The sequence below is a fragment of the Bradyrhizobium sp. USDA 372 genome (assembly GCF_053629095.1).
Genome location: NZ_JBRJHR010000001.1, coordinates 6,419,846 through 6,446,117 on the forward strand (window position 1 = coordinate 6,419,846; position 26,272 = coordinate 6,446,117).

The 26,272-nt window shown below is 64.9% G+C and carries 27 protein-coding genes; 16 read left to right on the plus strand and 11 right to left on the minus strand.

The window, feature by feature from the left end; translation table 11 throughout:
• Positions 1–51: 51 nt before the first annotated feature.
• The 5 genes from AB7M16_RS30045 (at position 52) to AB7M16_RS30065 (ending at position 5,027) form a co-directional block, all read left to right on the plus strand.
• Positions 52–789 carry an SDR family oxidoreductase gene (locus AB7M16_RS30045; RefSeq protein ID WP_453946073.1) on the plus strand — a complete coding sequence of 246 codons (738 nt, stop codon included), beginning with the start codon at positions 52–54 and terminating at the stop codon, positions 787–789.
• A gap of 62 nt (positions 790–851) precedes the next feature.
• The gene (locus tag AB7M16_RS30050; protein ID WP_172787331.1) at positions 852–1,853 is read left to right on the plus strand and encodes an NAD(P)H-dependent flavin oxidoreductase; all 1,002 of its coding nucleotides are present in this window, start codon (positions 852–854) and stop codon (positions 1,851–1,853) included.
• A 110-nt stretch (positions 1,854–1,963) separates the two neighbouring features.
• Positions 1,964–2,383 carry a hypothetical protein gene (locus AB7M16_RS30055; protein WP_260382663.1) on the plus strand — a complete coding sequence of 140 codons (420 nt, stop codon included), beginning with the start codon at positions 1,964–1,966 and terminating at the stop codon, positions 2,381–2,383.
• A 112-nt stretch (positions 2,384–2,495) separates the two neighbouring features.
• The gene (locus AB7M16_RS30060) at positions 2,496–4,061 is read left to right on the plus strand and encodes an alkaline phosphatase D family protein (RefSeq protein ID WP_453946075.1); all 1,566 of its coding nucleotides are present in this window, start codon (positions 2,496–2,498) and stop codon (positions 4,059–4,061) included.
• Positions 4,062–4,208: 147 nt separating this feature from the next.
• Positions 4,209–5,027, plus strand: coding sequence for an aldo/keto reductase (locus AB7M16_RS30065; RefSeq protein WP_453946077.1), 819 nt, complete (start codon positions 4,209–4,211; stop codon positions 5,025–5,027).
• A 216-nt stretch (positions 5,028–5,243) separates the two neighbouring features.
• On the opposite strand, the gene AB7M16_RS30070 is transcribed toward AB7M16_RS30065, so the two are convergent.
• Positions 5,244–5,477 (minus strand): hypothetical protein, encoded by a 234-nt coding sequence (locus AB7M16_RS30070; RefSeq protein ID WP_212254669.1) that lies wholly within the window; start codon positions 5,475–5,477, stop codon positions 5,244–5,246.
• A 102-nt stretch (positions 5,478–5,579) separates the two neighbouring features.
• Positions 5,580–6,032 carry a hypothetical protein gene (locus AB7M16_RS30075; protein ID WP_453946079.1) on the minus strand — a complete coding sequence of 151 codons (453 nt, stop codon included), beginning with the start codon at positions 6,030–6,032 and terminating at the stop codon, positions 5,580–5,582.
• Between the two features lie 158 nt (positions 6,033–6,190).
• On the opposite strand from AB7M16_RS30075, the gene AB7M16_RS30080 reads away from it, so the two are divergent.
• Positions 6,191–6,463, plus strand: a complete 273-nt coding sequence (locus AB7M16_RS30080) for a helix-turn-helix domain-containing protein (protein ID WP_172787337.1) — start codon at positions 6,191–6,193, stop codon at positions 6,461–6,463.
• A 19-nt stretch (positions 6,464–6,482) separates the two neighbouring features.
• Here the strand turns inward: AB7M16_RS30080 and AB7M16_RS30085 are convergent, their stop codons facing one another.
• Both AB7M16_RS30085 and AB7M16_RS30090 read right to left on the minus strand, forming a co-directional pair.
• Complete coding sequence (locus tag AB7M16_RS30085) at positions 6,483–7,715, minus strand: aminotransferase-like domain-containing protein (protein WP_453946081.1); 1,233 nt, start codon at positions 7,713–7,715, stop codon at positions 6,483–6,485.
• A gap of 85 nt (positions 7,716–7,800) precedes the next feature.
• Entirely contained in the window at positions 7,801–8,328 is a 528-nt protein-coding gene (locus AB7M16_RS30090; protein WP_439363942.1) for a DUF3124 domain-containing protein, read from the minus strand.
• Positions 8,329–8,395: 67 nt separating this feature from the next.
• On the opposite strand from AB7M16_RS30090, the gene AB7M16_RS30095 reads away from it, so the two are divergent.
• The 4 genes from AB7M16_RS30095 to AB7M16_RS30110 all read left to right on the plus strand — a co-directional run bounded on the left by AB7M16_RS30095 (position 8,396) and on the right by AB7M16_RS30110 (position 13,836).
• The gene (locus AB7M16_RS30095; RefSeq protein ID WP_453946084.1) at positions 8,396–10,126 is read left to right on the plus strand and encodes a cation:proton antiporter; all 1,731 of its coding nucleotides are present in this window, start codon (positions 8,396–8,398) and stop codon (positions 10,124–10,126) included.
• A 188-nt stretch (positions 10,127–10,314) separates the two neighbouring features.
• Positions 10,315–11,391, plus strand: a complete 1,077-nt coding sequence (gene ribB / locus AB7M16_RS30100; RefSeq protein ID WP_453946086.1) for a 3,4-dihydroxy-2-butanone-4-phosphate synthase — start codon at positions 10,315–10,317, stop codon at positions 11,389–11,391.
• Between the two features lie 131 nt (positions 11,392–11,522).
• Positions 11,523–12,737, plus strand: coding sequence for an acyl-CoA dehydrogenase (locus AB7M16_RS30105; RefSeq protein WP_036004014.1), 1,215 nt, complete (start codon positions 11,523–11,525; stop codon positions 12,735–12,737).
• 181 nt (positions 12,738–12,918) lie between these two features.
• Positions 12,919–13,836 carry an MBL fold metallo-hydrolase gene (locus tag AB7M16_RS30110; protein ID WP_453946088.1) on the plus strand — a complete coding sequence of 306 codons (918 nt, stop codon included), beginning with the start codon at positions 12,919–12,921 and terminating at the stop codon, positions 13,834–13,836.
• Between the two features lie 71 nt (positions 13,837–13,907).
• Here AB7M16_RS30110 and AB7M16_RS30115 read toward each other — a convergent pair whose 3' ends face one another.
• Together AB7M16_RS30115 and AB7M16_RS30120 are read right to left on the minus strand one after the other, a co-directional pair.
• Positions 13,908–14,762, minus strand: coding sequence for a DUF1499 domain-containing protein (locus AB7M16_RS30115; protein ID WP_453946090.1), 855 nt, complete (start codon positions 14,760–14,762; stop codon positions 13,908–13,910).
• A gap of 266 nt (positions 14,763–15,028) precedes the next feature.
• Positions 15,029–16,657, minus strand: a complete 1,629-nt coding sequence (locus AB7M16_RS30120; protein WP_172787344.1) for a fatty-acid--CoA ligase — start codon at positions 16,655–16,657, stop codon at positions 15,029–15,031.
• 65 nt (positions 16,658–16,722) lie between these two features.
• Between AB7M16_RS30120 and AB7M16_RS30125 the strand changes: the two genes are divergently transcribed.
• Entirely contained in the window at positions 16,723–17,805 is a 1,083-nt protein-coding gene (locus tag AB7M16_RS30125; protein ID WP_453946092.1) for an extensin family protein, read from the plus strand.
• A 36-nt stretch (positions 17,806–17,841) separates the two neighbouring features.
• Here AB7M16_RS30125 and AB7M16_RS30130 read toward each other — a convergent pair whose 3' ends face one another.
• Positions 17,842–18,522, minus strand: a complete 681-nt coding sequence (locus AB7M16_RS30130; RefSeq protein ID WP_453946094.1) for a L,D-transpeptidase — start codon at positions 18,520–18,522, stop codon at positions 17,842–17,844.
• Between the two features lie 338 nt (positions 18,523–18,860).
• Here AB7M16_RS30130 and AB7M16_RS30135 point away from each other — a divergent pair, with 338 nt between their 5' ends.
• Together AB7M16_RS30135 and AB7M16_RS30140 are read left to right on the plus strand one after the other, a co-directional pair.
• A complete protein-coding gene (locus AB7M16_RS30135; RefSeq protein WP_172787347.1) occupies positions 18,861–19,838 on the plus strand; it encodes a magnesium transporter CorA family protein in 978 nt (325 codons plus the stop codon).
• 205 nt (positions 19,839–20,043) lie between these two features.
• Positions 20,044–20,262, plus strand: a complete 219-nt coding sequence (locus AB7M16_RS30140; RefSeq protein WP_172787348.1) for a hypothetical protein — start codon at positions 20,044–20,046, stop codon at positions 20,260–20,262.
• A 214-nt stretch (positions 20,263–20,476) separates the two neighbouring features.
• On the opposite strand, the gene AB7M16_RS30145 is transcribed toward AB7M16_RS30140, so the two are convergent.
• The gene (locus tag AB7M16_RS30145; protein ID WP_172787349.1) at positions 20,477–21,229 is read right to left on the minus strand and encodes an SDR family NAD(P)-dependent oxidoreductase; all 753 of its coding nucleotides are present in this window, start codon (positions 21,227–21,229) and stop codon (positions 20,477–20,479) included.
• Between the two features lie 26 nt (positions 21,230–21,255).
• Complete coding sequence (pdxH, locus tag AB7M16_RS30150) at positions 21,256–21,897, minus strand: pyridoxamine 5'-phosphate oxidase (RefSeq protein WP_172787350.1); 642 nt, start codon at positions 21,895–21,897, stop codon at positions 21,256–21,258.
• Positions 21,898–22,010: 113 nt separating this feature from the next.
• Between pdxH and AB7M16_RS30155 the strand changes: the two genes are divergently transcribed.
• Together AB7M16_RS30155 and AB7M16_RS30160 are read left to right on the plus strand one after the other, a co-directional pair.
• A complete protein-coding gene (locus AB7M16_RS30155; RefSeq protein ID WP_172787351.1) occupies positions 22,011–22,418 on the plus strand; it encodes an RT0821/Lpp0805 family surface protein in 408 nt (135 codons plus the stop codon).
• Positions 22,419–22,585: 167 nt separating this feature from the next.
• On the plus strand, positions 22,586–23,545 hold the full coding sequence (locus AB7M16_RS30160) for a DnaJ C-terminal domain-containing protein (protein ID WP_453946097.1): 960 nt from the start codon (positions 22,586–22,588) through the stop codon (positions 23,543–23,545).
• 421 nt (positions 23,546–23,966) lie between these two features.
• Here the strand turns inward: AB7M16_RS30160 and AB7M16_RS30165 are convergent, their stop codons facing one another.
• Complete coding sequence (locus tag AB7M16_RS30165) at positions 23,967–24,737, minus strand: anti-sigma factor family protein (RefSeq protein ID WP_172787353.1); 771 nt, start codon at positions 24,735–24,737, stop codon at positions 23,967–23,969.
• A gap of 52 nt (positions 24,738–24,789) precedes the next feature.
• Positions 24,790–25,278 carry an RNA polymerase sigma factor gene (locus AB7M16_RS30170; protein ID WP_025034639.1) on the minus strand — a complete coding sequence of 163 codons (489 nt, stop codon included), beginning with the start codon at positions 25,276–25,278 and terminating at the stop codon, positions 24,790–24,792.
• A gap of 172 nt (positions 25,279–25,450) precedes the next feature.
• Here AB7M16_RS30170 and fabI point away from each other — a divergent pair, with 172 nt between their 5' ends.
• A complete protein-coding gene (gene fabI / locus AB7M16_RS30175) occupies positions 25,451–26,266 on the plus strand; it encodes an enoyl-ACP reductase FabI (protein WP_080135587.1) in 816 nt (271 codons plus the stop codon).
• Positions 26,267–26,272 lie beyond the last annotated feature (6 nt).

Sequence of the window (26,272 nt, forward strand, 5' to 3'; positions counted from 1 at the left end):
GGCACATGAAACGCCGCACGCCCACAGTGCGGCTCACCGGAGGAGGCGATCTTGTCCAAGCGAAACGCCACTGCGGCCGTCATCGGAGCCGGCGATTTCATCGGCGCCGAGATCGCCAAGAAGTTTGCCGCCGAAGGGTTCTCGATTTTCGCCGGCCGCCGCAATGGAGATAAGCTCGCGCCGTTGGTGCAAGAGATCGAAGCCGACGGTGGCGAGATCCACGCCCGCTCGCTCGACGCGCGGAAGGAGGATGAGGTCATCGCCTTCCTGAACGACGCCGACAAGCATGCACCGCTCGAAGTCTGCATCTTCAACGTCGGTGCCAACGTCAATTTCCCGATCCTCGACACCACCGAGCGCGTGTTTCGCAAGGTCTGGGAGATGGCCTGCTATTCCGGCTTCCTCGCGGGCCGCGAGGCGGCGCGGCTGATGCTGCCGCGCGGCGGCGGCAGCATCTTCTTCACGGGTGCGACCGCAAGCTTGCGCGGCGGCAGCGGCTTTGCCGCCTTTGCCAGCGCCAAGTTCGGCCTGCGCGCGGTGGCGCAGGCGATGGCGCGCGAGCTCGGGCCGAAGAACATCCACGTCGCCCATCTCATCATCGATTCCGGCGTCGACACCGAATGGGTGCGCCAGCGCCGGCTCGAGGCGCTCGGCCCGAATGCGCTTGACGATCCCGACCTCCTGATGCCGCCGTCGTCGGTCGCGAACGCCTATTGGCAGCTTTATCAGCAGCCGAAGAGCGCCTGGACCTTCGAGATGGAGATCCGCCCCTTCGGAGAGAAGTGGTGACCGCGGCGGGAAAGTCCGGCTAGACTGATCTCAACATCAAGCAAATTCCGGGAGGACCTTCAGTGAAGACCGCGATCACCGAACTGTTCGGCATCGAGCACCCGATCATCCAGGGCGGCATGCATTTCGTCGGCTTCGCCGAGCTGGCGGCGGCCGTCTCCAATGCCGGCGGGCTCGGCATCATCACCGGTCTCACGCAGAAGACGCCGGAGCTGCTCGCCAAGGAGATCGCGCGCTGCCGCGACATGACGGACAAGCCGTTCGGCGTCAATCTCACTTTCCTGCCAGCCTTCTCGGCGCCGCCTTATCCGGAATACATCGCGGCCATCGTCGAGGGCGGCATCAAGGCGGTGGAGACCGCAGGCCGCAGCCCGGAAGCCTACATGCCGGCGCTGAAGGCCGCCGGCATCAAGGTCATCCACAAATGCACCTCGGTGCGCCACTCGCTGAAGGCCGAGCGCATCGGCTGCGATGCCGTCAGCGTCGACGGCTTCGAGTGTGGCGGCCATCCCGGCGAGGACGACATCCCCAACATGATCCTGCTGCCGCGTGCGGCGGAGGAGTTGAAGATCCCGTTCGTCGCCTCCGGCGGCATGGCCGACGGTCGCAGCCTGGTCGCGGCGCTCTCGCTGGGCGCGGCGGGCATGAACATGGGCACGCGCTTCATCGCCACCAAGGAAGCGCCGGTGCACCAGAACGTCAAGGACGCGCTGGTCGCGGCCACCGAGCTCGACACCCGCCTGATCATGCGGGCGTTGCGCAATACCGAGCGCGTCCTGAAGAACGCCAATGTCGACCGCCTGCTCGAGATCGAGCGCGAGAAGGGCGCCAAGCTCACCATCGACGACATTCACGACCAGGTCGCGGGCGTCTATCCCAAGATCATGCTGGACGGCCAGATGGACGCCGGCGCCTGGAGCTGCGGCATGGTCGCAGGCCTGATCCACGACATCCCGTCTTGCAAGGAGCTGATCGATCGCATCATGGACGAAGCGGAAACCATCATCCGCAGCCGCCTGCTGGGGTTCCTGGACGGGACGGGGGCGACGCGAAAGGTCGCCTGACACCCGTCAAACTTCTTAACCACGGCGGCATTTGACCGCTGGAATTGCGCGCGGCGCCTCCTAGATAGGGGTAAATTGCCCCTTTCATAAATCGATTTCAGGAGGCATCCGTGGTCCTGAAAAGTGTTCACTTCGCAATTGCCTTTGCCCTCGTGGTCGCAGGGGCCGGTGTCGCGCGCGCCGACGACTACAAGCCCGACGAATATCTCGGCCTCGATCTCTCAAAGGCCCTGCTGTCGCCGAAACGTCTCGGGCCGGAGACGCACTTCGCCCCGGTTGCGCTCGAAGCGCGTGGCGGCAACGAGGCACAGGCGCGCGCTGAGCCCGTCGAGGTGCCGAAGAAGGTTGCCGCCGAACGCGTTCGTGTGGCCGAGCCGAAGGCCGCGCATGCGGCGAGCACACCGCCGCGCGGCGCGGCCCGTGCCAAGCTTGCGCACCGCCGGGGCAATCCGCTCGATGCGCAGGCGATGGACACCCGCATCCAGACCTGGCCATGCCGCTCCGGCGGCATCTGCAACTGGAAGCGGTGATCACAGGCGTCATCCCCGCGTCGCAAAACCGTAGGCGCGGAGTCAAGAAACCGTAAGCTGGGAGTCAAGGAGCGCAGGCACCTTCCGTCGCGATTCGACGAAGGTCTCCTGAATGGCAACGCTCCGCGCCTCGCGCGCATGGACCCGGCGGCAGTTCCTGGTCCGCTCCGCTTCCAGTCTCGCCATCGCCTCGCTCGCGAAGCCTCAGCTGAGCCGCGCCGCTGACCGGCCTCAGATCGCAGGTGGCATCCAGTCCGGCGATGTCTCGGATGGCTCTGCCGTAGTCTGGGCCCGCGCCGACCGTCCCGCGCGGATGCAGGTGGAGTGCTCGACCGTCGAGAGCTTCAAGACCATCATCGCCTCGGCTTCCGGCGATGCGCTGCCTGACGCCGATCTCACGTCGAAGCTTCTGCTGGCGGATCTGCCGCCCGGGCAGGACATCTTCTACCGCGTCCGCTTCGACGACATCGCCACCGGTCTCGTCGGCGAAGGCCGCGTCGGCCATTTCCGCACCGCGCCGGCAGCGCGCCAGTCGATCTCGTTCCTGTGGTCCGGCGACACCGCGGGGCAGGGCTGGGGCATCGACGTCTCCCGCGGCGGCTATCGCAGCTATCGCACCATGCTCGACGACCGTCCGGATTTCTTCATCCACTGCGGCGACCACATCTACGCGGACTGCACGATTCCTTCCGAACAGAAGCTGCCGAACGGCGAGACCTGGCGCAACCTCGTCACCGAAGAGAAATCCGAGATCGCGCACACCCTGGCGCAGTTCCGCGGCAACTACAAATACAACCACCTCGACGAACATTTCCGCGCCTTCCATGCAGAGGTGCCGATGTTCGCGCAATGGGACGATCACGAGGTGACCAACGACTGGTCGCCGATCGGGACCTATGACGAGACCGGTTACGAGGACGACGGTACCCCGCGCCTGGTCGCGCGGGCCCGCCGAGCCTTCTTCGACTTCATGCCGATCCGCAACGTCGGCGCGCGGCACGGCCGCGTCTATCGCAAGATCGCCTATGGCCCGCTGCTGGACGTCTTCATGATCGACATGCGCAGCTACCGCGACGAGAGCTGGAACAAGGGCGATGATCGCCGCGGCTGGATCCTGGGCGCCGAGCAGCTCGCCTGGCTGAAGCGCGAGCTTGCCGCCTCACGCGCGACCTGGAAGGTGATCGCGGCCGATTTGCCGATCGGCCTGATCAGCCTGGATGCGGTCGCGCTCGGCGATGGGCCGCCCGACCGGCGCGAGCACGAGATCGCCGATCTGCTCGCCTCCATCAAGCGCGCCGGGATCCGCAACATCGTCTGGCTCACGGCCGACATGCACTACACCGCCGCGCACTATTACGATCCGAACAAGGCGCAGTTCCAGGATTTCGAGCCGTTCTGGGAGTTCGTCTCCGGCCCGCTGCATGCCGGCAGCTGGGGCCCGGGCGAGCTCGACAACACCTTCGGCCCGGACGCGATGTACCAGCATGGCTGCAGCGCGGCGCAGGGCGACAATCTGGCGCCCTGCTTCGGCTTGCAGTTCTTCGGCCGGGTCGACATCGACGGCCGCAGCGGCGTGATGACCGTGACCCTGAAGGACGTCGACAATCGCGACCTCTGGTCGGTCGACATCGTGCCGCAGCCGCAGATGCACCCGTCGCTGGTGGCGCAGCATTCGTAGGCTGCTAACCCGATCTTGATTTGGCCGCCATGCTCCTCCCGCGCTAGGGTAAGGGCTCCCACCACTTCTTTTCCCTCACCCCAAAGGTCTGCTCACGCGGCATCGCCGCGCGCATCCGGTGGGCTGAATATCTCGGGAGCCTGTTTCATGGACCATCTGAAAACACAGGGCATCAGCATGCCCAAGCTCGGCCTCGGCACCTTCCGCATGCAGGGCGATGCCTGCCGTGCCGCGGTCGAGAGCGCGCTTTCCATCGGCTATCGCCACATCGACACCGCCGAGATGTACGCCAACGAGGAGGCGATCGGCGCGGCCATCGCCGCGTCCGGCGTGCTGCGCGGTGAGCTGCACGTCACCACGAAAGTCTGGCACGAGAACCTCAGCCCCGATGCGATCCGCCGCGCTTTCGACGCCAGCCTCAGGAAGCTCGGGCTCAACCATGTCGATCTCTATCTCGTGCACTGGCCGTCGAAGGCCGCGAACTGGGGCGCGGTGTTCGAGACCCTGATGAAGCTCAAGGAGGAGGGGCGCACGCGCGCCATCGGCGTTGCCAATTTCACCACCGCGCTGCTCAAGGTCGCGGTCGAGGAGATCAAGGCGCCCATCGCCTGCAACCAGGTCGAATATCACGCCATGCTCGATCAATCGAAGGTGCTCGCCTATCTCCAGGCGAGGTCGATCCCGCTGGTTGCCTATTGTCCGCTCGCGCAGGGACGTTTCGCGACCGACCCGGTGCTGGCCGACATCGGCGCCAGGCACAACGCCACCGCCGCGCAGGTCGCGTTGAAATGGCTGCTCGACCAGGACGGCGTCGCCGCGATCCCGAAGGCCTCGCGTCGCGAGAGCCAGCAGGCCAATCTCGACGCGCTGAAGATCACGCTCGACGATGCCGACCGCAAGAAGATCGCCGCGCTGGCGAAGGACAGACGCTGCGTCAATCCAGGCTTCGCGCCGGCGTGGGATTAATCGATCTTCACCCTCTCCCCTTGTGGGAGAGGGTGGCTCGCCGCGAAGCGGCGAGACGGGTGAGGGGTCTCTCTCCGCGCATGAGTCTTTCACTTTCGGACTCGCTGACGCAACCCCTCATCCGGCGCTTCGCGCCACCTTCTCCCACAAGGGGAGAAGGAAAAAAGAACGCAAGAAAATGGCCCCGTGAGGGGCCATTCCTTGTCGCGTTGCGCATTAGTCCCAATGATGGTGGCGATGGCTGCGCTTGATCACGACGACCTTGTCGCCGCGATGGCGCCAGCCATGATGCCAGCCACGGTCATGGTGCATGCGGTATTCGGCGCGAGCGCCGTACGGGCCGTGATGATGATGACCGCGCTTGATCACCACCGTCTCTGCGCTGGCCAGCGTCGGCGCCGCAATCACGATCGCGCCGAGAGCCGCAACCACATAACCAAGCTTCTTCATGCTGTCCTCCTCCAAACGAATGCACATCTAAACCGCAGATTTGCGCGAACGTTCCGGAGAAACGGCGAGAGAATTCTGAACGGATGTTCAGACGAAGGCGTGCTAGTCGCAGCGCTGCTGCGCGGGCGTCGGTGCACCTGTTGCGACGTACTTGCCGTCCCTGATCGTGTACTCGCCGCGCTCGCTGCGATTATAGATCGCGCGCAGGCGGCCGTCCTTCTGCAACAGCAACCCGAACTCGCGCGCCTGACGCAGCAAGGGGAAGTAGACCATCACATTGAGCAGGCCCTCGGCATTGACCGTGGCGGACACGATCTCGTTCTCGTCGATGGCCTCGCCGAAATTGCGCCGGTACATCACCCGGCCGTCTTTTCGGATCTCGTAACTCAGGAGTGCACCCTTGTCGCGGTCTGGCCGGGCAGAGCAATCGACCGCCCAGGAGCCGAGCAGGCCCCATTGCTCCACGGTCACGGCCAGCGTCTCGGCACCGGCCGTGGAGGTGAACGCGACCCACAGCACCGCAGCCGCGATCCAGCGACCCGAACAACGCATCATGTCCTGAGAAACCCCGCCTCGACGAATTCCAAAGTCTAGCATTCCGCGCGCGGTCGTCCACGGCAGTCGTCGATCGCGCGCGAATTTGATCCGCGTCAATGAGGCAGGGCGTTTCGAAGGTAAGATGGCATTTCCCGAAGGCGAACGTGGATAGAGCAATGCTGAATCAAGTCATGGATTTTGCGGGCGAAGTGCTGCCGGGGAGCTGCGCCGTGCCGCCCTATTCGGAGACCGCGTTTCTGGCCGAGCTGGGTGACCGCCTGAGGTCCTCGCGCACCCGCTGCGACCTGTCGCGCCGGGAGCTTGCCCGCCGCTCCGGGATTTCCGAGCGCTATATCGCCCAGATCGAGGCCGGCAAGGGCAACGTCTCCATCGTCCTGTTGCTGCGGCTCGCTTCCGCGATCCACGGCAGTCAGCCACAGGCGGCATGAGGAGACGCTCGACCAGGCCTCAGGCCCGCTTCTCCACATTGGCGCTACGCGCCGGCACGCCGAACTCCTTGCGGCACACTTCGGCCAGCACGGCGACGCCGTCGCGGATCTGCTGGTGCGAGGGGCTGGCAAAGCACAGCCGCAGCCGCGATGCGGAATGGCCCTTGTTGGTCGACCATTCCGGCCCCGGATTGATCGAGACGCCGGCGGCGAGCGCGGCCTGATACAGCTTCAGCGTATCGACCTGGTCGGGGAGCTTGACCCACAGGAAGATGCCGCCCTTGGGCGCCTCGAATTCGGCGGCGGTCCCGAACTGCTCGTTCAGGGCTTCCATCAGCGTGTCGAGCTTGCTGCGCAGTGCCTTGGTCAGGGCCGGCACGTGGCTTGAAAAATGCGGCTTGCAATAGCTGGCGAGCACCATCTGCTCCAGCGCACCGGAGCCCGCATCCGTCTTCAGCGCCAGCATCCGCGACATCACCTCCCAGGGCGCCACGACGAAGCCGACGCGCAGCGCCGGCGCGATCGATTTCGAGAACGAGCCGATATGGATCACGCCGCCGTTCGGGCTCATCGCGTAGATGGCCGGCGGCCGCTGCCCCGACCAGACGAGGTCGGCATAGCAATCGTCCTCGAAGATGGGCACGCCATATTCGGTCGCGAGCCGCACCAGCTCGGTGCGGCGGCTCTCGGGCATGATGCTGCCGGTCGGGTTCTGCACCGTCGGAATGGTGTAGATGTATTTCGGCCGGATGCCGCGGCGCTTCAGGTCGGCCAGCGTGGAGGCCAGCAGGTCCATGCGCATGCCGTCCTTATCGAGGGGAATGCCGACGACGTTGACGCCGAGCCGCGCCAGTCGGGTCAGCGAGCCCTGATAGCTCTCCTGCTCGAAAATCACGGTGTCGCCGCGCGTCAGCAGGGTGGCGTTGACGAGGTCGAGCGCCTGGAGCGAGCCGGAGACGATCAGGAGATCGTCGACCGTGCAGCTGATTCCGGCATCGCGCCTGAGTTTCGCCACCAGGAATTCGCGCAAGGGGAGGTAGCCCTGCGGCCCATGCGCCAGCCCGTAGGTGGCGAGCGAGCGGCCCTCGTGCCGCAGCACCGTGGTGGCCGCTTCGATCAGCTCGTCGAGCGGCACCTGTTCGGAATCGTTGTTACCGCCGACGAAGCTGTATTTGGCAAGGCCCGTCCAGCGCGCAGAAGGGGCCGGCAGCCCTGCTGGAAACAGGGGCGCGAAATCGAAGCTGGACGTCATGGGAGCGTTCCTCGTTTTGTTCTTGTTGAGCGTCGGCTTTGCGCCGGCCGCCTTACTTCTTGCCGGCCGTCCTGGTCGGACGGCCTCACTTCTTTGTGGCCGTCCTGGTCGGACGGCCTTGGCTGATGAAAGCGTAATGCGCGTTGGCGATGCCGCCAACCATCAAGGCTTCGACCACCGGCTCGGCGATCTCGCCCGTGGCGGCCCAGTCAACCAGGAAATTGGCACCGGTCCCGCCGCGCACGTCGTCGGTCGGAATGAAGATCGAGACGGTGGCGAGCGGCCTCAACGCCACCGGCGTCTTCAGATAGCTCTCGACCTGCTTGCCTGCGGTGTCGAAATAGGCGATGCGTTTGATGACCAGCGGCTGGGTCTCGGAGGCGTTGTGAACGCTCAGCGTCACCGAGAAGTCGACACGCAGCTTGCCCTGGCTCATCGCGACGCTGGAATAGGCGGGCACGTAGAAACCGCCGGAAACGGCGAGGTCTTCCTTCGGCAGTGGGGTGAGCGATTCGGCAAAGTTTTGTTCGATATTGACCTTGGATTGCGCGGCGGCGGGCACGGCAAAGGCGAGGGGACTGAGCAGCATGGCTGCGATGAGCCCATTCCGCATGTGACGAATTGCTCGCTTGCCGCACCGCAACCCGTCTCTAGGGTGCGGCAAAACGGACCAATTTGGCATGCACGAGCTCATTCGCGACATCACTCTCTCTATCCTGTTTGCCTGGATGCTGGGCCTGCTCGCCCATTTCGCCCGGCAACCGCTGATCCTGGCCTACCTTATCGCCGGCTTCTGCATAGGTCCATTCGGCGCCGGCTGGGTCCATTCGCAGGAATCGATCAGCGTCATCTCCGAGCTTGGCCTGATCTTCATGCTGTTCATGATCGGGCTCGAGATCGACCTGAAGAAGATCGTGCGGGCAGGGCGGGTGATTCTCTTCGCGGCGGGCAGCCAGCTGCTCGGCGGCTGCCTGCTCGGGGTTCTGTTCTTCGTCGGCATCGGCCTGTCGCTCGGCGGCGGGCATTTCGATGCGGTCTATCTCTGCGTCGCCTGCGCGCTCTCCAGCACCGTCATCATCGTCAAGGTGCTCTACGAGAAGCGCGAGCTCGACACGCTGCCGGGCCGCATCACCCTCGGCGTGCTGGTGCTTCAGGACATCTTCGCCATCCTGTTCCTGGCGGTGCAGCCGAGTCTCGCCAATCTGCAGGTCAGCGTCATCCTGCTCTCGATCGGCCGCGTCGCGGTGCTGGTCGCCGCCGCGCTGCTGGTCAGCCGTTACGTGCTGCCGCGCCTGTTCCACCAGATCGCCAGGCGGCCCGAGCTGATCCTGCTCGGCGCGCTGGCCTGGTGCTTTCTCGTCGCCGAGACCGCCGAGCGGCTGTCGCTGTCGCGCGAGATGGGCGCGCTGATCGCCGGCGTCTCGCTCTCGACCTTCCCTTACGCGCTCGACGTCACCGCCAAGGTCACCACGCTGCGGGACTTCTTCATCACGCTGTTCTTCGTCGCGCTCGGCATGACCATTCCCGTGCCGGGCCTCTCGGTGATCGGTCTTGCCTTGATGATCGCGGCGTTCACGGTGGCAAGCCGCCTCGTCACGACGTTCACGCCGCTCTACCTGATGAAGCAGGGCCTGCGCGCCAGCCTGCTGCCGGCGCTCAACCTCGCGCAGATCTCCGAATTCTCGCTGGTGGTGATCCAGACCGGCGTCACCGACCACCATATCGCGGCCGAGACGGCGAATGCGGCCTCCTTCGCCTTCGTGGTGCTGGCGGTGCTCTCGACCTTCGTGATGACCCGCAGCGACGAGATCACCCGCTGGGCGATCGGCCCGTTGAAGCGGATCGGCCTGCGCGATCTCGACCATGGCAACGGCCATGCCGAGGAGGACCATGAGGGCGGCCATGGCGAGGCCCGCCGCATCGTCATCCTCGGCTTTTTCCGTGCGGCGAGCGCGCTTCTAGCCGAGATCGAACGGCAGACGCCGGTGCTGCTCGAGCAGATCACCGTGGTCGATTTCAACCCCAATGTGTACAAGACCCTGCTCTCGCGCGGTTTGCACGTGATCTACGGCGACATCAGCAATGTCGACACGCTGATCCACGCCGGCATCGGCAAGTCCGAGATGATCGTCCTCAGCGTGCCGGATTCGCTGCTGAAGGGCGCCACCAACGAGAAGCTGGTCCGCCACGTCCGCACGCTCAATCCGACCGCCCTGATCGTCGCCACGGCCGACCTGTTGGCCGACGTCGAAGCGCTCTACGAGGCCGGTGCCAACTACGTCACCGTGACCCGGCTCAGCGATGCACATGAGCTGTTTACCGTGATCGAAGCCGCCCAGGCCGGCCTGCTCGCGGACAAGCGCGCCGAGCTCGATCAGCGCCTCGGCGAGCGCCGCGAGGTGCTGCCCTGACGGCGTCGGGTCGTCTTCCTTGCCGCCTTCCTTGCGGGCAATCCGCGCCTATATCGCTGGTATGCCCGGTGCAAGCCTGAAACCGATCGGCAGGCCCGCCCTCAGGCATATGTGGTTGCGCTGGGGAGACTAGCGCCCCGACCCAAGTCCGGCTAAGCCTCCCGGCCATAACCGATAGAGATTGGGAAATGCCCGATAGCGTTCAGGAAGTCTTGCAGGCCTTTGCCCGGGGTGAGCTCGTGGTCGTTACCGACGACGAGGACCGCGAGGGCGAGGGCGATCTGATCGTCGCCGCCTCGCTCTGCACCGCCGAGAAGATGGCCTTCATCATCCGCCATACCTCCGGCATCGTCTGCGCGCCGGTGACGACCGAGGACGCGCGCCGGCTGCGGCTCGATCCGATGGTCGCCCACAACGATTCCGCGCACACCACCGCGTTCACGGTCTCGATCGACTATAAGCCCGACGGCGGCACCGGCATCTCCGCCGATGAGCGCGCCTCGTGCTGCCGCGCGCTCGCCAATCCCAATGTCGGCGCCAACGACTTCGCCCGGCCCGGCCACATCTTCCCGCTGATCGCCAAGGACGGCGGCGTGCTGCTGCGCTCCGGCCACACCGAGGCCGCCGTCGACCTCTGCAAGCTTTCCGGCCTGCCGCCGGTCGGCGTCATCAGCGAGCTCATGAACGACGACGGCAGCGTGATGAAGGGGGAGCAGGTCGCGCAGTTTGCGGTCAGGCACAAGCTCAAGCACGTCACCATCGCGGACATGATCGCCTACCGCCAGGCGCGCGAGAAGCTGATCGAGCGGGTCTCGACCTTCGTCACCGACAGCCCGATCGGCCCCCTGCAGGGCTACGCCTACCGCTCGCCGTTCGATTCCATCGCCCACGTCGCCTTCGTCTACAACGGCGTCGGCGACGGCAAGAACGTGCTGACGCGCTTCCACAAGCCGAACATCGTCAAGGACACCTTCACCGGCCACAAGCGCATGGCCGCCGTGCTCGAGCATTTCAAGACGGCCGGCCGTGGCGTGCTGGTCTACTTGCGCGACGGCGCGGCCGGCGTGCCCGTTTCGCCGCTGCCGGACGAGACGTCGACGGAGGCCGACCGCAACCGCCAGTGGCGCGAGGTCGGTGTCGGCGCGCAGATCTTGCGCGACCTCGGCGTCACCTCGATCCGGCATCTCACCTCGTCGGTGCACGACTACAAGGGTCTGTCGGGCTTCGGTATCGAGATCGTCGCCAACGAGCAGCTCGAAATCTGACCGCATCGTTTCCGGTTTGCGCCGTTGCGCGACCCGGAATGACCGAATCTACGATGCAATTGCACTTGTTGCTCCGGCGCTTTAATTTGTCGGGCAATATTTAGACGGAACCAGACGCGAAAGGACGTTTCATGAGCGTGCGCCCTCAGGCCAAGGACAAGCCGGCTGCGGCTTCTTTCCAGTGGGACGATCCGTTCCTGCTCGACGAGCAGCTCACCGAAGACGAGCGCATGGTGCGCGACACCGCCCGTGCCTATGCCCAGGACAAGCTGTTGCCGCGCGTCTCCAAGGCCTATCTCGAGGAGAAGACCGACCGCGAGATCTTCAACGAGATGGGCGAGCTCGGCCTGATCGGCATCACGCTGCCCGAGGAATATGGCTGCGCCAATGCGAGCTACGTCGCCTATGGCCTCGTCGCGCGCGAGATCGAGCGGGTCGATTCCGGCTATCGCTCGATGAACTCGGTGCAGTCCTCGCTGGTGATGTACCCGATCTACGCCTATGGCGACGAGAACCAGCGCAAGAAGTACCTGCCCAAGCTCGCCAGCGGCGAGTGGGTCGGCTGCTTCGGCCTGACCGAGCCCGATGCCGGCTCCGATCCGGCCGGCATGAAGACCCGCGCCGAGAAGGTGTCGGACGGCTATCGCCTCACCGGCAGCAAGATGTGGATCTCGAACGCGCCGATCGCCGACGTCTTCGTGGTCTGGGCCAAGTCGGCCGCGCACGACAACCAGATCCGCGGCTTCGTGCTGGAGAAGGGCATGAAGGGCCTGTCCGCGCCGAAGATCGGCGGCAAGCTCTCGCTTCGCGCCTCCATCACCGGCGAGGTCGTGATGGACGGCGTCGTGGTCCCCGAGGACGCCTTGCTGCCCAACGTCTCCGGGCTCAAGGGCCCGTTCGGCTGCCTCAACCGCGCCCGCTACGGCATCTCCTGGGGTGCGCTGGGCGCCGCCGAGGACTGCATGCATCGCGCCCGTCAGTACACGCTCGACCGCAAGCAGTTCGGCAAGCCGCTCGCCGCGACCCAGCTGGTGCAGAAGAAGCTCGCGGACATGGAGACCGAGATCGCGCTCGGCCTTCAGGGCTCGCTTCGCGTCGGCCGCCTGATGGACGAGGGCAAGTTCGCGCCCGAGATGATCTCGATCATGAAGCGCAATAATTGCGGCAAGGCCCTCGACATCGCCCGCACCGCCCGCGACATGCACGGCGGCAACGGCATCTCGATCGAATATCACGTGATGCGCCACGTCCATAACCTCGAGACGGTCAACACCTACGAGGGCACCCACGACGTCCACGCCCTGATCCTGGGCCGCGCGATCACGGGCATTCAGGCGTTTTTCTAGTCATTGTGTTTTCCGCCGCGGCTAGTTGCTCCACTGTCATCGCCCGCCTTGTGCGCAGTTGCGCACTGGGGCGGGCGATCCAGTATCCCAGAGACTTCGCTTTTGTCACTGGCGCCGCGGCGTACTGGATACCCCGCCTTCGCGGGGTATGATGGCAGAGAGTGTGGCGACAGGAAGTCCCATGTCCGACAATGACGACGTCCCGTTCAACCGCAACTTTCCGCTGAAGCCCGGCATCGTCGAGGAGGTCCGCCCCGGCGTGCGGCGCGTGCTCTGCAACAATCCGAGCCCGTTCACCTTCACGGGGACGGTCAGCTACATCGTCGGCAAGGGCAATGTCGCGATCATCGATCCCGGTCCAGACGATGCGGCGCATGCGGCGGCGCTGCTCGATGCCGTGCGCGGCGAGACGGTGAGCCATATCTTCGTCACCCACACCCATCGCGATCACTCGCCGAACACCGCGCGCATCAAGCAGGCCACAGCTGCGCCGGTCTATGCCGAAGGTCCGCATCGCGCCTCACGGCCGCGGTTCGAGAGCGAGAAGCACAATCCGGAATCCGGCGCCGACCGCGATTTTGCCCCGGACGTCAGCCTCGCACACGGCGACGTCGTGGAAGGTGACGGCTGGCGGCTCGAGGCCGTCGCGACGCCCGGCCACACGGCCAATCATCTGGCATTCGCCTGGCCCGAGCGAAAATTCAATTTCGTGGGTGACCACGTCATGGGCTGGTCGACCTCGATCGTGGCGCCGCCGGACGGCTCGATGATCGACTACATGGACTCGCTCGACCGGCTCGCGGCCCGCGAGGAGGATCTCTATTTCTCGGGCCACGGCCCCGAGATTCCCGACGGCCAGCGCTTCGTGCGCTTCCTAATCCGTCACCGCAAGGCGCGCGAGGCCTCGATCCTGCACCGCCTCGCCAAGGGCGAGACCGACATCCCGACCATGGTCCGCGCGATCTATATCGGTATCGATCCGCGCCTGACGACGGCGGCGGGCTATTCCGTTCTGGCGCACCTCGAAGACCTGGTCGCGCGCGGCGTGGTGGCGACGGATGGCGATCCCGTGATCGGCGGGACCTATCGGATGGCCTGAGGGCGAATAGCGAATGGGGAGTAGCGGTTGGGCGGCTCCATCCGCTATTCGCTACTCCCCATTCGCCAATTTCACTTCTTCACCGTCTTCGCCGGCGCCTTGGGCGGTGCGACCGGGGTCTTCTTCACCGGCTTGAGCGCGTCGGCATCGGCGGCGGTGTTGAGGTCGTCGATGAATTTCTTGACGCGCGCGGCGTTGCTGCCGAGGTCGCTGTCGAAATTGCGCGACGCAGAGCGGATGTCGACGCGGGAATCATCGCCATCCGGCACGACCCTGATCGAAACGTCCTCGCGGAAACCCATGATCGGCGTGCGCGCGACCGCCTCGATGCGGCCGATGCGGCGTGGCGGCTGCGGTGCGCGCTCGTCGATCACGATCCATTTGCGCTTGTGGACGAGCTGGAGCGCGATCGCATAGGCGCGGTCGACCGAGATCTCGAGCTCGACGGGCTCGATGTCGGGATAGAAATGGCGCTGCTGCTCCGCCGAATAGAGACCGGCATAGACCGCGGTGTTGGTGCCCTCGCCGGTGCGCAGGCGCGCCAGCGCGTCGAAGCGCGGCGGATCGATCGGGTCGGTGGTGATGTCGTAGATCGACGGCAGCTTGCGATATTGAAAGGCCAGATAGGCGGGGTAGGCCAGGATCGCCCCGTCGATCAGGAAGGCGAGCAGGATGCGGGCCATGCCGCGCGAGCCGTTCTGCCAGATCGCGGCAAAGCCGGCGAGCCCGAACAGGATCGAGAGGCCGGCGATCGCGATGCCGCCGATGAACGTCGCAAGCGCCGGCTTCGGCTCCAGGAAATCGAAGCGGACGACGATGATCGACACCACCACCGCCACCACCGCGAACACGGCCAGATTGCGCGCCCAGCTCGCGAGGCTGGACACGGGCTCCGACTGGTAGGGAGCGGAAAACCTGCGGGCCATCGGGTGAAGCTCTGCCGGATGTTGGGCGCGATGCCGGCCGATCTGGCGCGACGATAGGACCGTTGAGACCACGGCGCGGGGGCAAATTCAAGGGTCGATCACCCTCCCCTGGAGGGGGAGGGTCGATCGCGCGCAGCGCGAGCGGGGTGGGGTGATCTCTCCGCACGGGCACCGCTATTGGGGAGAGACTGTCACCCCACCCCGGCTCACATCGCTGACGCGCTGCGAGCCGACCCTCCCCCTCCAGGGGAGGGTGGCACCAACGATTACGCCGCAGCGTTCGGGAAGCGGTAATCCTTGAACTGGTCGCGCAGCGCCGTCTTCAGGATCTTGCCGGTGGCGGTGTGTGGAATGCCGTCGACGAAAGCGACGTCGTCGGGCATCCACCATTTGGCGATCTTGCCGTCCATGAACTTGAGGATGTCCTCGCGCGTGGCCTGCTGGCCCTGCTTGAGCTGCACGATCAGGAGCGGCCGCTCGTCCCACTTCGGGTGGAACACGCCGATCACGGCGGCTTCCGCCACGGCGGGGTGGCCGACCGCGAGGTTTTCGAGGTCGATCGAGGAGATCCACTCGCCGCCGGACTTGATCACGTCCTTGGAGCGGTCGGTGATCCGCATATAGCCGTCCTCGTCGATGGTCGAGACGTCGCCGGTGTCGAAGAAGCCGTCCTCATCGAGGATGTTGCTGTCGACGCGGTAATAGGCCTTGGCGACGGCAGGCCCGGAGACCTTGAGGCGGCCGAACGTCTTGCCGTCCCAGGGCAGCTCCTTGCCGGCATCGTCGGTGATCTTCATCTGCACGGCGAAGGGCGCATAGCCCTGCATCTGCAGCACGTCGAGCCTGGCATCGCCGGTGGCATTCTGGAACGGCGGCTTCAGCGCCGCGACGCTGCCGATCGGGCTCATCTCGGTCATGCCCCAGGCATGGCGGACGTTCGAGCCCATGTCGAGGAAGGCCTTGATCATCGAACGCGGCATCGCCGAGCCGCCGCAGATCACCATCTTCAGATCCGGCAGCTTGAGATTGTTGGCGGTCATGTGCTGGAGCAGCATCAGCCACACCGTCGGCACGCCGGCGGTGTGCGTCACCTTCTCGGTCGAGAGCAGCTCATAGACCGAGGCGCCGTCGAGCTTGGCGCCCGGCATCACCAGCTTGGTGCCTTGCGAGGGGGCGGAGAAGGCGATGCCCCAGCTGTTGGCATGGAACAGCGGAACGACCGGCAGCATTGTCTCGGACGCACTGGTGCCGAGCGCGTCGACGTTGTTGGCCATCAGCGCGTGCAACACGTTGGAGCGATGCGAATACAGCACACCCTTGGGATCGCCGGTCGTGCCGGAGGTGTAGCACATCGCCGCCGCCGTGTTCTCGTCAAAGTCCTTCCATTTGAATTTGCCGTCGGCCTGCGCAATCCAGTCCTCGTAGGCCACCGCGTTCTTCAGCGTGGTCTCCGGCATGTGCGCCTTGTCGGTGAGCACGATGTAGCGCTCCACGCTTGGCAGCTTGTCCGCGATCTTCTCCAGGATCGGAACGAAGGTGAGATCGGTCATCACGATGCGATCCTGCGCATGATTGATGATCCAGGCGATCTGTTCGGGGAAAAGGCGGGGATTGACGGTATGGCAGATGGCGCCGATCCCCATGATGCCGTACCAGACCTCGAGATGGCGCCAGGTGTTCCAGGCGATCGTTGCGACACGGTCGCCGAGCTTGATGTCGTCGCGCTCCAGCATCTGCGAGACCTTGAGCGCGCGCTGGTGGATCTCGGCGTAGGTGGTGCGATGGATCGGACCCTCGACCGAGCGTGTGACCACCTCCTGCTTGCCATGAATCCTGGCGGCGTGTTCGATGATTCGGTGGCAGAGCAGGGGCCAATCTTGCATCAAACCAAGCATTCCGACGTTCCTCCGAGAAGTCGCTGGGCGCATTGTCGCTCTCAGCGTTGGGCCAAAGAATTGACATGAGTTTTAGCCTGCCGGACTTTCGCCGCAAATGGTCTTGTCGCGGCTATATGTCCGCTGGCGCGGCAATGGTTACCGCTGCGGCGGGGCTATTGCTGCTCGCCGAAAGGGCAGAGGCGCGGAAATATCCTGCGCCGCTCGATATCTTCAACCTTGGAGCACCAAAGCCCCGCGTAACCGTTCGCCCCGCCAGGATTCCGCTGCCGAAGCCGCGTCCCGAGGACGCCCCCAAAGCGCCGGATGAGGGGGCGCCGCAGGCAGACGGCAAGCCGTCCCCCGACAAGCCAGGCGCGGACAAGCCCGCCGAGGCCGCGCCGCCGCCCGAGAAGCAGGCCTCGGCCTGCCGGCTGGCGCTGACCGAGGAGATCGCGATCGCGCCGTCCATTCCGGATATCCGCGGCCCCGGCGCCTGCGGCGGCGAGGATCTGGTGCGGCTGGAGGCCATCGTGCTGCCGGACAAGCGCAAGGTGACGGTCAAGCCGGCGGCGATCCTCCGCTGCACCATGGCGTCCGCGCTCGCGGATTGGCTGCGGAAGGACATCGTGCCCCTGGCCGCCAGCCTCGGCTCGCCCATCAGCGACCTCGATAATTTCGATTCCTTCGAGTGCCGCGGCCGCAACCGCGTCGCTGGGGCGATGCTGTCCGAGCACGGCAAAGCCAATGCCATCGACATCCGCGCCATCAAGCTCGCCAATGGGCAGTCGATCGGCCTCACCGACCGCGCCACGGCGCGCGATGTGCGCGAGCGCGTGCTGCATTCGGTCTGCGCGCGCTTTTCCACCGTGCTCGGTCCGGGCTCGGACTGGTACCACGAGGACCACATCCATCTCGATCTCGCCCAGCGGCGCAACGACTACCGGATCTGCCAGTGGAACGTCTGGGATCCGCTGCCTCAGGTCGCTCCGCTGCTGCCGGCGGAACGTCCGGAGGAAGCACCGCCGCGCGAGGTCGCGGCCAAACCCGAGGCAAAGGAGGGCGCCCACGACGGAGGGGCGGAGACACCTCCTGCGCCGGCAGACAAGCCGGCGGCGGGTGGCAACAAAGGCCGGTCGCACCAATCGGCAACAAAAAAGCGCCGGTGAAACCGGCGCTTTTGAAAAGCCTCAGGCAAGGCCTGCTCAGTAGGATGAACTGGAACCGCCGCCCTGGAGCGCGAGGCGCGAATTGTAGGGCGAATCGCCGTGCTTCGGCTCGAGCACCACGACGAGGGTGCCGACCTTGACGCGCTCATAGAGATCGATCGCGTCCTCGTTGGTCAGGCGGATACAGCCGGACGAGATCGAGGCGCCGATATATTCCGGCTGGTTGGTGCCGTGGATGCGGAACAGCGTGTCCTTGCCTCCGGAATACAGGTACAGCGCACGGGAGCCCATCGGATTGTCCGGACCCGGCGCGACATAGGTCGGCACACCCAGGCGCGAAATTTCGCTGGGGGTGGGGTGCCAGGCCGGCCACTCGGTCTTGCTGCCCACCTTGGCGATGCCCGACCAGGCCATCGCCTCTTCACCGACGGTGATGCCGTAGCGGATCGCCTTGCCGCCATCCAGCACGTAATAGAGGTAATGGTTGTCGGAATCGACCACGATCGAGCCGGGCGTTTCCTTGCGGTGGTACTGGACGATGGCGCGGCGGAACGGCTCGGCGACCGGGGTGTTTTCGTACCGGACCTTGGCGAGGAGTTCCTTGTCCTTCGGCTTGAAGGCTTTGGTGTCGGCCGCCTCATAATGAGTGGCCTGCATGCAGCCCGACAGCATCAGGCCAGCGGCCAAAATCCCAAACATAACTTTCAGCGACGACATGGTTTGGTTCCAATCAAAACAATACCGTGCGGAAGGGGCCTGAGCTTAGCGCCCAAGTTCCTCGACTCCGTTAATCCCATTATCGTTGAAATCTGCCACAATTCCAGCGCTGAAGCCGTTTTCCCGCGCTGCAAGACCCCAGCTGTGGCTTTTCTGCCGCAAATTTGGGGTTGCTGCGAAAGTTTTTTGGCCAGACGCGCCAAACTGTTCCTTCCGCGCCACAGTTGAGCCCCGGCGGTGCCGCAAATGCAAACGCTCCGTTAATGTTGTTGTCATCGTGAACCTGCCAGAATCGCGCTAAGGGCTGTCGTTCTGTCGCAGGATCTCTGGAGCTTTTGATGTTTTGGGCGTTCGTTCCCTCCGAGGCCTCCCTCAAGAAGGCGGTTATCGAAGATCTCACGGCGTTGCCGGACAACGCGGTCTGGATCGACCTCGTCAACCCCACGGCCGCCGAGGACAAGGCCGTGGAGCGGCTGGCGGGCATCGCCATTCCGACCCGGGAAGACATGCAGGAGATCGAGATCTCCAGCCGGCTCTATATGGAGAACGGCGCGCGCTACATGACCGCGACGCTGATGTGCCACTCCGATACCGACATGCCCCGGACCACGGCGGTGACCTTCATCCTCGGCGACCATCGCCTGGTGACGGTGCGCTACGACCTGCCCAAGCCCTTCGCCCTGGTCGAAGCCAAGCTCGCCCGCTCCTGTACGCCGTCGATCACCGGCGAGATGGTGCTGATGGAGCTCCTGGACGCCGTGATCGACCGCTGCGCCGATATTCTGGAGCGCTGCGGTGCCGAGATCGACCAGGTCTCCCACGACATCTTCGAGCCGGAGAGCGAGCGCCACGGCCATGCCAAGCAATATTCCCAGATCCTGATCTCGATCGGCCGCAAGGGCGATTTGACCTCGAAGGTTCGCGAGAGCCTGGTGTCGATCGGCCGCGTCGTGACGTTCCTGTCGGCGGTGGTCGAGGGCGTGAAATGGTCGAAGGACATGCGCGAGCAGCTCAAGACCATGCAGCGCGACGTGGCCTCGCTGACCGACCACGCCTCCTATCTCTCCAGCAAGATCACTTTCGTGCTCGATGCCATGCTCGGCGTCGTCAATCTCGAGCAGAACAACATCATCAAGCTGTTTTCGGTCATGGCTGTTGTCCTGATGCCGCCGACGCTGATCGCATCGGTCTACGGCATGAACTTCAAGGTGATGCCGGAACTCGAATGGGTGCACGGCTACCCGATGGCGCTGGTGATGATGCTGATCGCTGCCATCGTTCCGTACTGGATCTTCAAGTTCAAGAAGTGGCTGTAGGAATCACGCTCCAGCAAAGATACCTACCGAGACCTTACGCTGCTCGCATAGACACGGTGGATCGTGTCGCAGAATAGATCGGCATTGCGGCGACGCGGTGATGTGTGTGTCATGCCGCAATTCCTCCGGTAAAATTTGAGCGGTGGGCTGAACGTTTGCGCGAAACTTGTCTGCGATAAGCATGGCGTAGCCGCGAGGAACAGCCATGGTTGAAAAACACATAACGACGCCCCGCAACGTCATCGAGCTGGCGCACTATCGTCAGGCGGTGACGAGCGGCAAGGCGCCGTCGATGTCGGCACGCCTGTGCCGGCACTGTGGTGCTCCGCTGCTCGATGGTGAGAACGACGACGACTGCTCGACTGCATTCAGCACGGCCGCTCCGCGTCCGCGCGAGAGGTCACGTCGGATTCGACTCGATTGAGGAACGGAAGGTAAGGGCGATCCAGGTCTTGCGGCGGCGTTGTCTGGATCGCCTTGCTTCCCTAAGCGCTGAATTTCGTCATTGCGAGGAGCCACCCGGTCCCGCCTCCGGCGGGCCGGATGACAGGCTCCGCGACGAAGCAATCCAGACTGTCTCCGCGGAGGCAGTCTGGATTGCTTCGCTGCGCTCGCAATAACAAAGGATGGCGGATTGCCTACACGTGCTGGCCGCCGTTGATGTGGATCTCGGCGCCGTTGACGTAAGAAGAGGTGTCCGTGCACAGCACGTAGATGATCTTGGCCACTTCGTCGGGCGTGCCGAGGCGGTGCATCGGGATCTGCTGCTCGACGATCTTCTCGGTGCCCGGCGACAGGATCGAGGTGTCGATCTCGCCTGGGGCGATCGCGTTGACGCGCACGCCGATGCGGCCGAAGTCGGAGGCCATCTCGCGCGTCAGCGCGGCGAGCGCCGCCTTCGAGGTGGCATAGGCGGCGCCGGCGAAGGGGTGCACGCGCGAACCCGCGATCGAGGTGACGTTCACGACCGAGCCCTTGGCCGCCTTCAATTCCTCGATCAGCCCGCGCGCCATCATGATCGGCGCGAAGAAGTTGACATGGAAGACGTGCGTCCAGGTGTCGAGGTCGGTGTCGACCGAGCCCAGGCGGGAGCCGCCGGGGCCCTTCGGCGAGATCGCGGCATTGTTGACCAGCGCATGCAGCGTGCCGCCTTCGAGCCGGCTGCGGATCTCGGAGATCGCGCGCGCGGTGTCCTCGGGATTGCCGAGGTCGACCTGGATGTGGTCCTCCGGCCCCGCGTCCCAGGGGCAGTCCTCCGGGAAAGGATGCCGCGAGCAGGTGATGACGCGCCAGCCCGCCGAGGAGAAACGGATCACGGTGGCGTGGCCGATGCCGCGGCTGGCTCCGGTCAGGAGCAGCGTACGGCGCGGCGCATTGGACGAATGCGGCATGGACATCTTTCAGGTCGGCCCAAAGCTTACGGGTACATCCGCGTCTTGGACCACGGTTGGCCGGCGGCGTCACGGCGAAATTCGATGCGGTCGTGCAGGCGGAACGGGCGGTCGTGCCAGAACTCGATCCGGAGCGGAGTGATGCGCCAGCCGCTCCAGCCCGGCGGCCGCGGCACTTCGCCGATGACGTATTTGGCCGCGACCTTGGCGATGGCCTGCTCGAACGCGAAGCGGCTCTCCAGCTCTTGCGATTGCTTGCTCGCCCAGGCGCCGATCTGGGCCTGCTTCGGTCGCGTCGCGAAATAGGCGTCGGCCTCCGCGTCGGTCACCGGCGTCACGTTGCCGCGGATGCGGACCTGACGGCGCAGCGACTTCCAGTGAAAAAGTAACGCTGCCTTAGGATTTGCGGCGAGCTCGCGGCCCTTTTGGCTCGCGATGTGGCTGTAGAACACGAAACCCTCGGTATCGAAGCCCTTCATCAGCACCATGCGCACGTCAGGCAAGCCGTCGGAATCGACGGTTGCGAGCGCCATGGCGTTCGGATCGTTCGGCTCGCTCTTGATCGCCTCGTTCAGCCAGGCCTCGAACAACGCAAATGGCTCGTCGGCGGCGGTGAAATCACCGGATGTTAAGGGTGTCTGGTGTTTCATCGAGGTCGTGTCGGTCATGTCCGGAGTCCGAGTTGCGTCCCGCGGCCCAAAACGCGTTGTTGTCCGCTACCGCCCTATATAGGGCATGGGGACGCGTTGGCCTATCGGCGATCCGGCCGTCCGGCTTCGTCATGACGATGATTCTGATCGGGCTCGGCGCCGGCGGCTGCAGCTTTTCCCGCAACGACAGCACCGCCTATGCCAAGGGCGACGACAGCGACCTCACCGGCTCGATCGCGCGGCCGGCAAAGGACGCTCCCCCGACCGAGACCGATCTCGCCTTCACCCGCAACGCCGCCTCCGACGTGCTCAGCAAGGGCGACAAGGATTCCAGCCAGCATTGGGAGAATCCGGAGACCGGGGCGCGCGGCTCGGTAACGCCCATCGCCCAGTCCTACGCCGCCGAGGACGGGCGCAAATGCCGCGACTTCCTGGCGAGCTACGTCAACGGCAACACCGAAAGCTGGCTCCAGGGCGCCGGCTGCCAAAGCAGCCGTGGCCGTTGGGAGATTCATACGCTAAAGCCGTGGCGGAGCTGAGCACGATCCGGAAAAAGCGGGAACCGGTTTTCCGATAAGGCCATGCTCCAAACATTGAGCTTCAGCTCGCGTTCCTAGTTGCAAAAATGCCACTCTCTTCCCACATGACCGGCAGGTGGGGCGGGGAGCCCTTTGAACAATTCGATTTCTTGAAGGAGACGTGACGAATGCGCGACCCCTATGAGGTCTTGGGGGTGCCGCGGAGCGCCAGCGCTGCCGCGATCAAGAGCGCCTATCGCAAGCTGGCCAAGAAGCATCATCCGGACAGCAACAAGGGTGATCCGAAGGCGGCCGAACGCTTCGCCGAGATCAACTCGGCCAACGAGATCCTCGGCGACGAGGACAAGCGCAAGCAGTTTGACCGCGGCGAGATCGACGCCGATGGCAAGCCGCGCTTCCAGGGTTTTCCGGGCGGCGGCCCTCGCGGCCGCGCCGGCCCTGGCGGGTTCGAAAGCTATACGTTCCGAAGCGGCGGTGCGGGCGGCCCGGGCGGCGGCGCGTTCGAGGACATCCTCAACAGCATGTTCGGCGGCGGAATGCGCGGCGCGCGGCCCGGAGCCGGCGGCGGTGCCCAGTTCGAGTTCGACACCGGCGGTGTCGGGCTCGATCTCGACGTCAACGTCGCCATGAGCGTCTCGCTGGAAGAGGCGGTCAAGGGCGGCGAGAAGCGGGTCCGGCTGCCGACGGGCAAGGAGCTCAACGTCAAGATTCCGGCCGGAGTCACCGAGGGCCAGCAGATCCGGCTCCGCGGGCAGGGCGAAAGCGCGCAGGGCCATCCGCCCGGCGATCTCCTGATCACCATTAACATCGCGCCGCACCCGTTCTTCAAGGTCGAGGGCGCCGACCTCAGGATCGACCTGCCTGTCACGCTTTACGAGGCGGTGCTCGGCGGCAAGGTCCGCGTGCCCACCCTCGGCAATGCCGTGGAGCTCTCGGTCCCCAAAAACACCTCCAGCGGCCGGACCTTCCGCCTCAAGGGCAAGGGCCTGCCGAAATCTGGCGGGACTGGGGATCTCTTCGTCACCATCAGGATTATGCTACCGGACGGGAACGACGCCGAGCTTGAAGCATTGATGGAGAAGTGGCGGGACCAACACCCCTACAATCCACGTAGCGGGATTGGCTAAGCATGATCCGGACCCGGAGGGCCGCGTTAGCGCAAAGTGCGTCGCGGTTTTCCGCAAAGATCATGCGCAAACAAAGAGCAAAAGCGCGAGTCATCGCGCTTTAGGGCGCGATCGAACTGAAGGGGTTCTCCTAAAGGACCACGGCGTCATCCGGAGATGATGCTCATCATATGCCTGAGGCGTGGGTCGCGCTTCATGGTTTCGACGTGTCGGCTGTCCGGCGGGGCAGCCGATGAAAAGGTGCGGCCTCGAGAGGGGGACCAGCGCGGTACCAAAAACCCCAATCGAGGCCGCCCGCGTCGATCGGCGGATCGAACGCCACTCATAATCGCGTGAACACCCGGTGCGATAATGAGACGCGTCGATGTCCTGATTCCAAATTTTCGATGACGGAATCTAGGCACCGCGCCTGTGCAGTTGTCTAGGTGCCGTTTTTCTCTGCTTGGTCGTAGACGGCCTGCGCCACCCTAGTCAGTCGCTCGCGATCACTGCTGCCGCTGACGACGTAGCCGACGCCGCGCTCGGACCAGAACAACGCGCCGTCCTTGTCCGTCTTGGCGTAGCGCATTTGCGTTGCACCATTCTCGGTCTTGGCAGAGTAGATCGTGTACCGCTCGCCCGAGGCGCCCTCGTACATCAGGAACGACGCCGGACCGTTCGGGCCCGGCAGCAGTCGGCCGCCGACCAGCTTCAGCCCGCTCGCCTCCAGGTTCGGCGCGAACACGGTCCAGCCGCAGCGCCGGGTCAGCCAGGCCTGCAAGTGATCGCGCTCGTTGCCGCCGACCTCCACGGGATGGCGGACCTCCACGACATAGAGGCGGTGCGCACCGAGCGCGTCCGCCGTAAAGCTCTGGAAGGTCGAGGGTGCGTTGGCGGCGCCATGCGCCACCCAGCCGACGGTGCCGCCGGCGACGAAGGCAACCAGCACGGCCGCGGCGGCGCCATAGAGCCATTGCCGCGGGCGACGCTCCAGCCGCTCGAGCTCGAGCCGCGCGGGCACCGGCTCATGGACCACCGAATCGTAACGGGCGTGCAGCATCTCGGCCATGGTCCGCCAGGACTGCACCCGCTCGGCGTCGTCGGGGTGGGCGGCAAGAAAGGCCTCGACGTCGGCGCGTCGCTCAGCCGGCAGCTCGCCGTCGACATAGGCGTGCAGTTCGTCCTCGGTCACTGGGATGTTGCGGTCGTTCATATCGGTCTCTGCGGCCCAAAATATCTTCTGCAAGTCAGTTTCGCGCAGCTCATCATTTCACCCGCCTGAGCGCCGTCCGTTCACCCTCGAGCGAGGCTTTGACGTGGGCCCTAGCGCGTGCCAGGCGCGACATCACGGTGCCGATCGGCACGCCCTGGATGTCGGCAACCTCGCGGTAGCTCATGCCTTCCAGCATCACCAGGAGCAGCACCGAACGCTGCTCCTCGACGAGAGTAGCCAGCGCCTTCTCGATGTCGCGTCCCTCGGCCTCGGTCCCGCTGGCATCCGGGTTGTTGTCCGTCAGCGGCATGAATTGCGGCCGCCTTGCCAGGGAACGCCGCCGATTCTTGTTGAGGTTGGTCAGGATCGTATAGAGCCAGCTCCTGACATCGCCTCCGAGAAACAGCCGCTCCGAACGCAGCGCGCGTACCAACGTATCCTGGACCAGATCGTCGGCCGCATCCGCATCGCGCGTGAGCGCGCGGGCATAGCGGCGCAACGCCGGGATCATGGCTTCCACACTCTGGCGAAACGCATTCATTGCAGTCTTGACGTCCCTGGCGTTCGGCGCGCGCCTATAGCGATCATAACACCCGAGCGGAACGGCTATTCCGGTCCTCGAAACAGCGTTAACGCCGCGGATTTGGGCTGTACCGCGGGGGAGGGCTGGTGTACCTCCAGACCTCAACGAGAGTTCGACGGGACGTGCAAAAATGGCGCAGAATTCGGGTCTGATGCAAGGAAAGCGCGGGGTCATCCTCGGCGTCGCCAACAACCGCTCGATCGCCTGGGGCATCGCCAAGGCATGCCACGCCGCGGGTGCCGAGCTCGCCTTCACCTATCAGGGCGATGCGCTGAAGAAGCGCGTCGAGCCGCTCGCCGCCGAGATCGGCGGCCTCGTGCTCGGCCATTGCGACGTCACGGATGCCGCGACCATCGATGCCGCCTTCGCGGTGCTGAAGGAGAAGTGGGGCAAGATCGACTTCCTGGTGCATGCGATCGCCTATGGCGAGCAGCTCGACGGCCGCTACGTCGACACCACGCAGGAGAATTTTTCGAAATCGATGCTGATCTCCTGCTATTCGTTCACGGCGGTGGCGCAGCGCGCCGAGAAGCTGATGACGGATGGCGGTTCGCTGATCACGCTCTCCTATTACGGCGCCGAGAAGTGGATGCCGCATTACAACGTGATGGGCGTGGCCAAGGCGGCGCTGGAAGCCAGCGTGCGCTATCTCGCCGCCGATCTCGGCGAGAAGAACATCCGCGTCAACGCGATCTCGGCAGGCCCCATCAAGACGCTGGCGGCGTCCGGCATCGGCGACTTCCGCTATATCCTGAAGTGGAACGAGACCAATGCGCCGATGCGGCGCAACGTCTCCACCGAAGACGTCGGCGGCAGCGCACTGTATTTCCTCTCCGACCTCTCGCGCGGCGTTACCGGCGAGGTGCACCACGTCGATTCCGGCTATCACGTGCTCGGCATGAAGCGGCCGGATGCGCCTGATATCTCGCTTGGCGGGAAGGACTAACCACTA

Coding starts and splice junctions, on each gene's coding strand:
- AB7M16_RS30130 (WP_453946094.1), bottom strand. CDS start 18,522: ATGTCGTCGCTGAAAGTTATGTTTGGGATTTTGGCCGCTGGCCTGATG.
- fabI (WP_080135587.1), top strand. CDS start 25,451: ATGGCGCAGAATTCGGGTCTGATGCAAGGAAAGCGCGGGGTCATCCTC.
- AB7M16_RS30075 (WP_453946079.1), bottom strand. CDS start 6,032: ATGATGCGTTGTTCGGGTCGCTGGATCGCGGCTGCGGTGCTGTGGGTC.
- pdxH (WP_172787350.1), bottom strand. CDS start 21,897: ATGACCGACACGACCTCGATGAAACACCAGACACCCTTAACATCCGGT.
- AB7M16_RS30105 (WP_036004014.1), top strand. CDS start 11,523: ATGAGCGTGCGCCCTCAGGCCAAGGACAAGCCGGCTGCGGCTTCTTTC.
- AB7M16_RS30090 (WP_439363942.1), bottom strand. CDS start 8,328: ATGCGGAATGGGCTCATCGCAGCCATGCTGCTCAGTCCCCTCGCCTTT.
- AB7M16_RS30060 (WP_453946075.1), top strand. CDS start 2,496: ATGGCAACGCTCCGCGCCTCGCGCGCATGGACCCGGCGGCAGTTCCTG.
- AB7M16_RS30065 (WP_453946077.1), top strand. CDS start 4,209: ATGGACCATCTGAAAACACAGGGCATCAGCATGCCCAAGCTCGGCCTC.
- AB7M16_RS30070 (WP_212254669.1), bottom strand. CDS start 5,477: ATGAAGAAGCTTGGTTATGTGGTTGCGGCTCTCGGCGCGATCGTGATT.
- AB7M16_RS30125 (WP_453946092.1), top strand. CDS start 16,723: ATGAGTTTTAGCCTGCCGGACTTTCGCCGCAAATGGTCTTGTCGCGGC.
- AB7M16_RS30155 (WP_172787351.1), top strand. CDS start 22,011: ATGACGATGATTCTGATCGGGCTCGGCGCCGGCGGCTGCAGCTTTTCC.
- AB7M16_RS30145 (WP_172787349.1), bottom strand. CDS start 21,229: ATGCCGCATTCGTCCAATGCGCCGCGCCGTACGCTGCTCCTGACCGGA.
- AB7M16_RS30110 (WP_453946088.1), top strand. CDS start 12,919: ATGTCCGACAATGACGACGTCCCGTTCAACCGCAACTTTCCGCTGAAG.
- AB7M16_RS30165 (WP_172787353.1), bottom strand. CDS start 24,737: ATGAACGACCGCAACATCCCAGTGACCGAGGACGAACTGCACGCCTAT.
- AB7M16_RS30080 (WP_172787337.1), top strand. CDS start 6,191: ATGCTGAATCAAGTCATGGATTTTGCGGGCGAAGTGCTGCCGGGGAGC.
- AB7M16_RS30160 (WP_453946097.1), top strand. CDS start 22,586: ATGCGCGACCCCTATGAGGTCTTGGGGGTGCCGCGGAGCGCCAGCGCT.
- AB7M16_RS30115 (WP_453946090.1), bottom strand. CDS start 14,762: ATGGCCCGCAGGTTTTCCGCTCCCTACCAGTCGGAGCCCGTGTCCAGC.
- AB7M16_RS30095 (WP_453946084.1), top strand. CDS start 8,396: ATGCACGAGCTCATTCGCGACATCACTCTCTCTATCCTGTTTGCCTGG.
- AB7M16_RS30120 (WP_172787344.1), bottom strand. CDS start 16,657: ATGCTTGGTTTGATGCAAGATTGGCCCCTGCTCTGCCACCGAATCATC.
- AB7M16_RS30170 (WP_025034639.1), bottom strand. CDS start 25,278: ATGAATGCGTTTCGCCAGAGTGTGGAAGCCATGATCCCGGCGTTGCGC.
- AB7M16_RS30140 (WP_172787348.1), top strand. CDS start 20,044: ATGGTTGAAAAACACATAACGACGCCCCGCAACGTCATCGAGCTGGCG.
- AB7M16_RS30135 (WP_172787347.1), top strand. CDS start 18,861: ATGTTTTGGGCGTTCGTTCCCTCCGAGGCCTCCCTCAAGAAGGCGGTT.
- ribB (WP_453946086.1), top strand. CDS start 10,315: ATGCCCGATAGCGTTCAGGAAGTCTTGCAGGCCTTTGCCCGGGGTGAG.
- AB7M16_RS30085 (WP_453946081.1), bottom strand. CDS start 7,715: ATGACGTCCAGCTTCGATTTCGCGCCCCTGTTTCCAGCAGGGCTGCCG.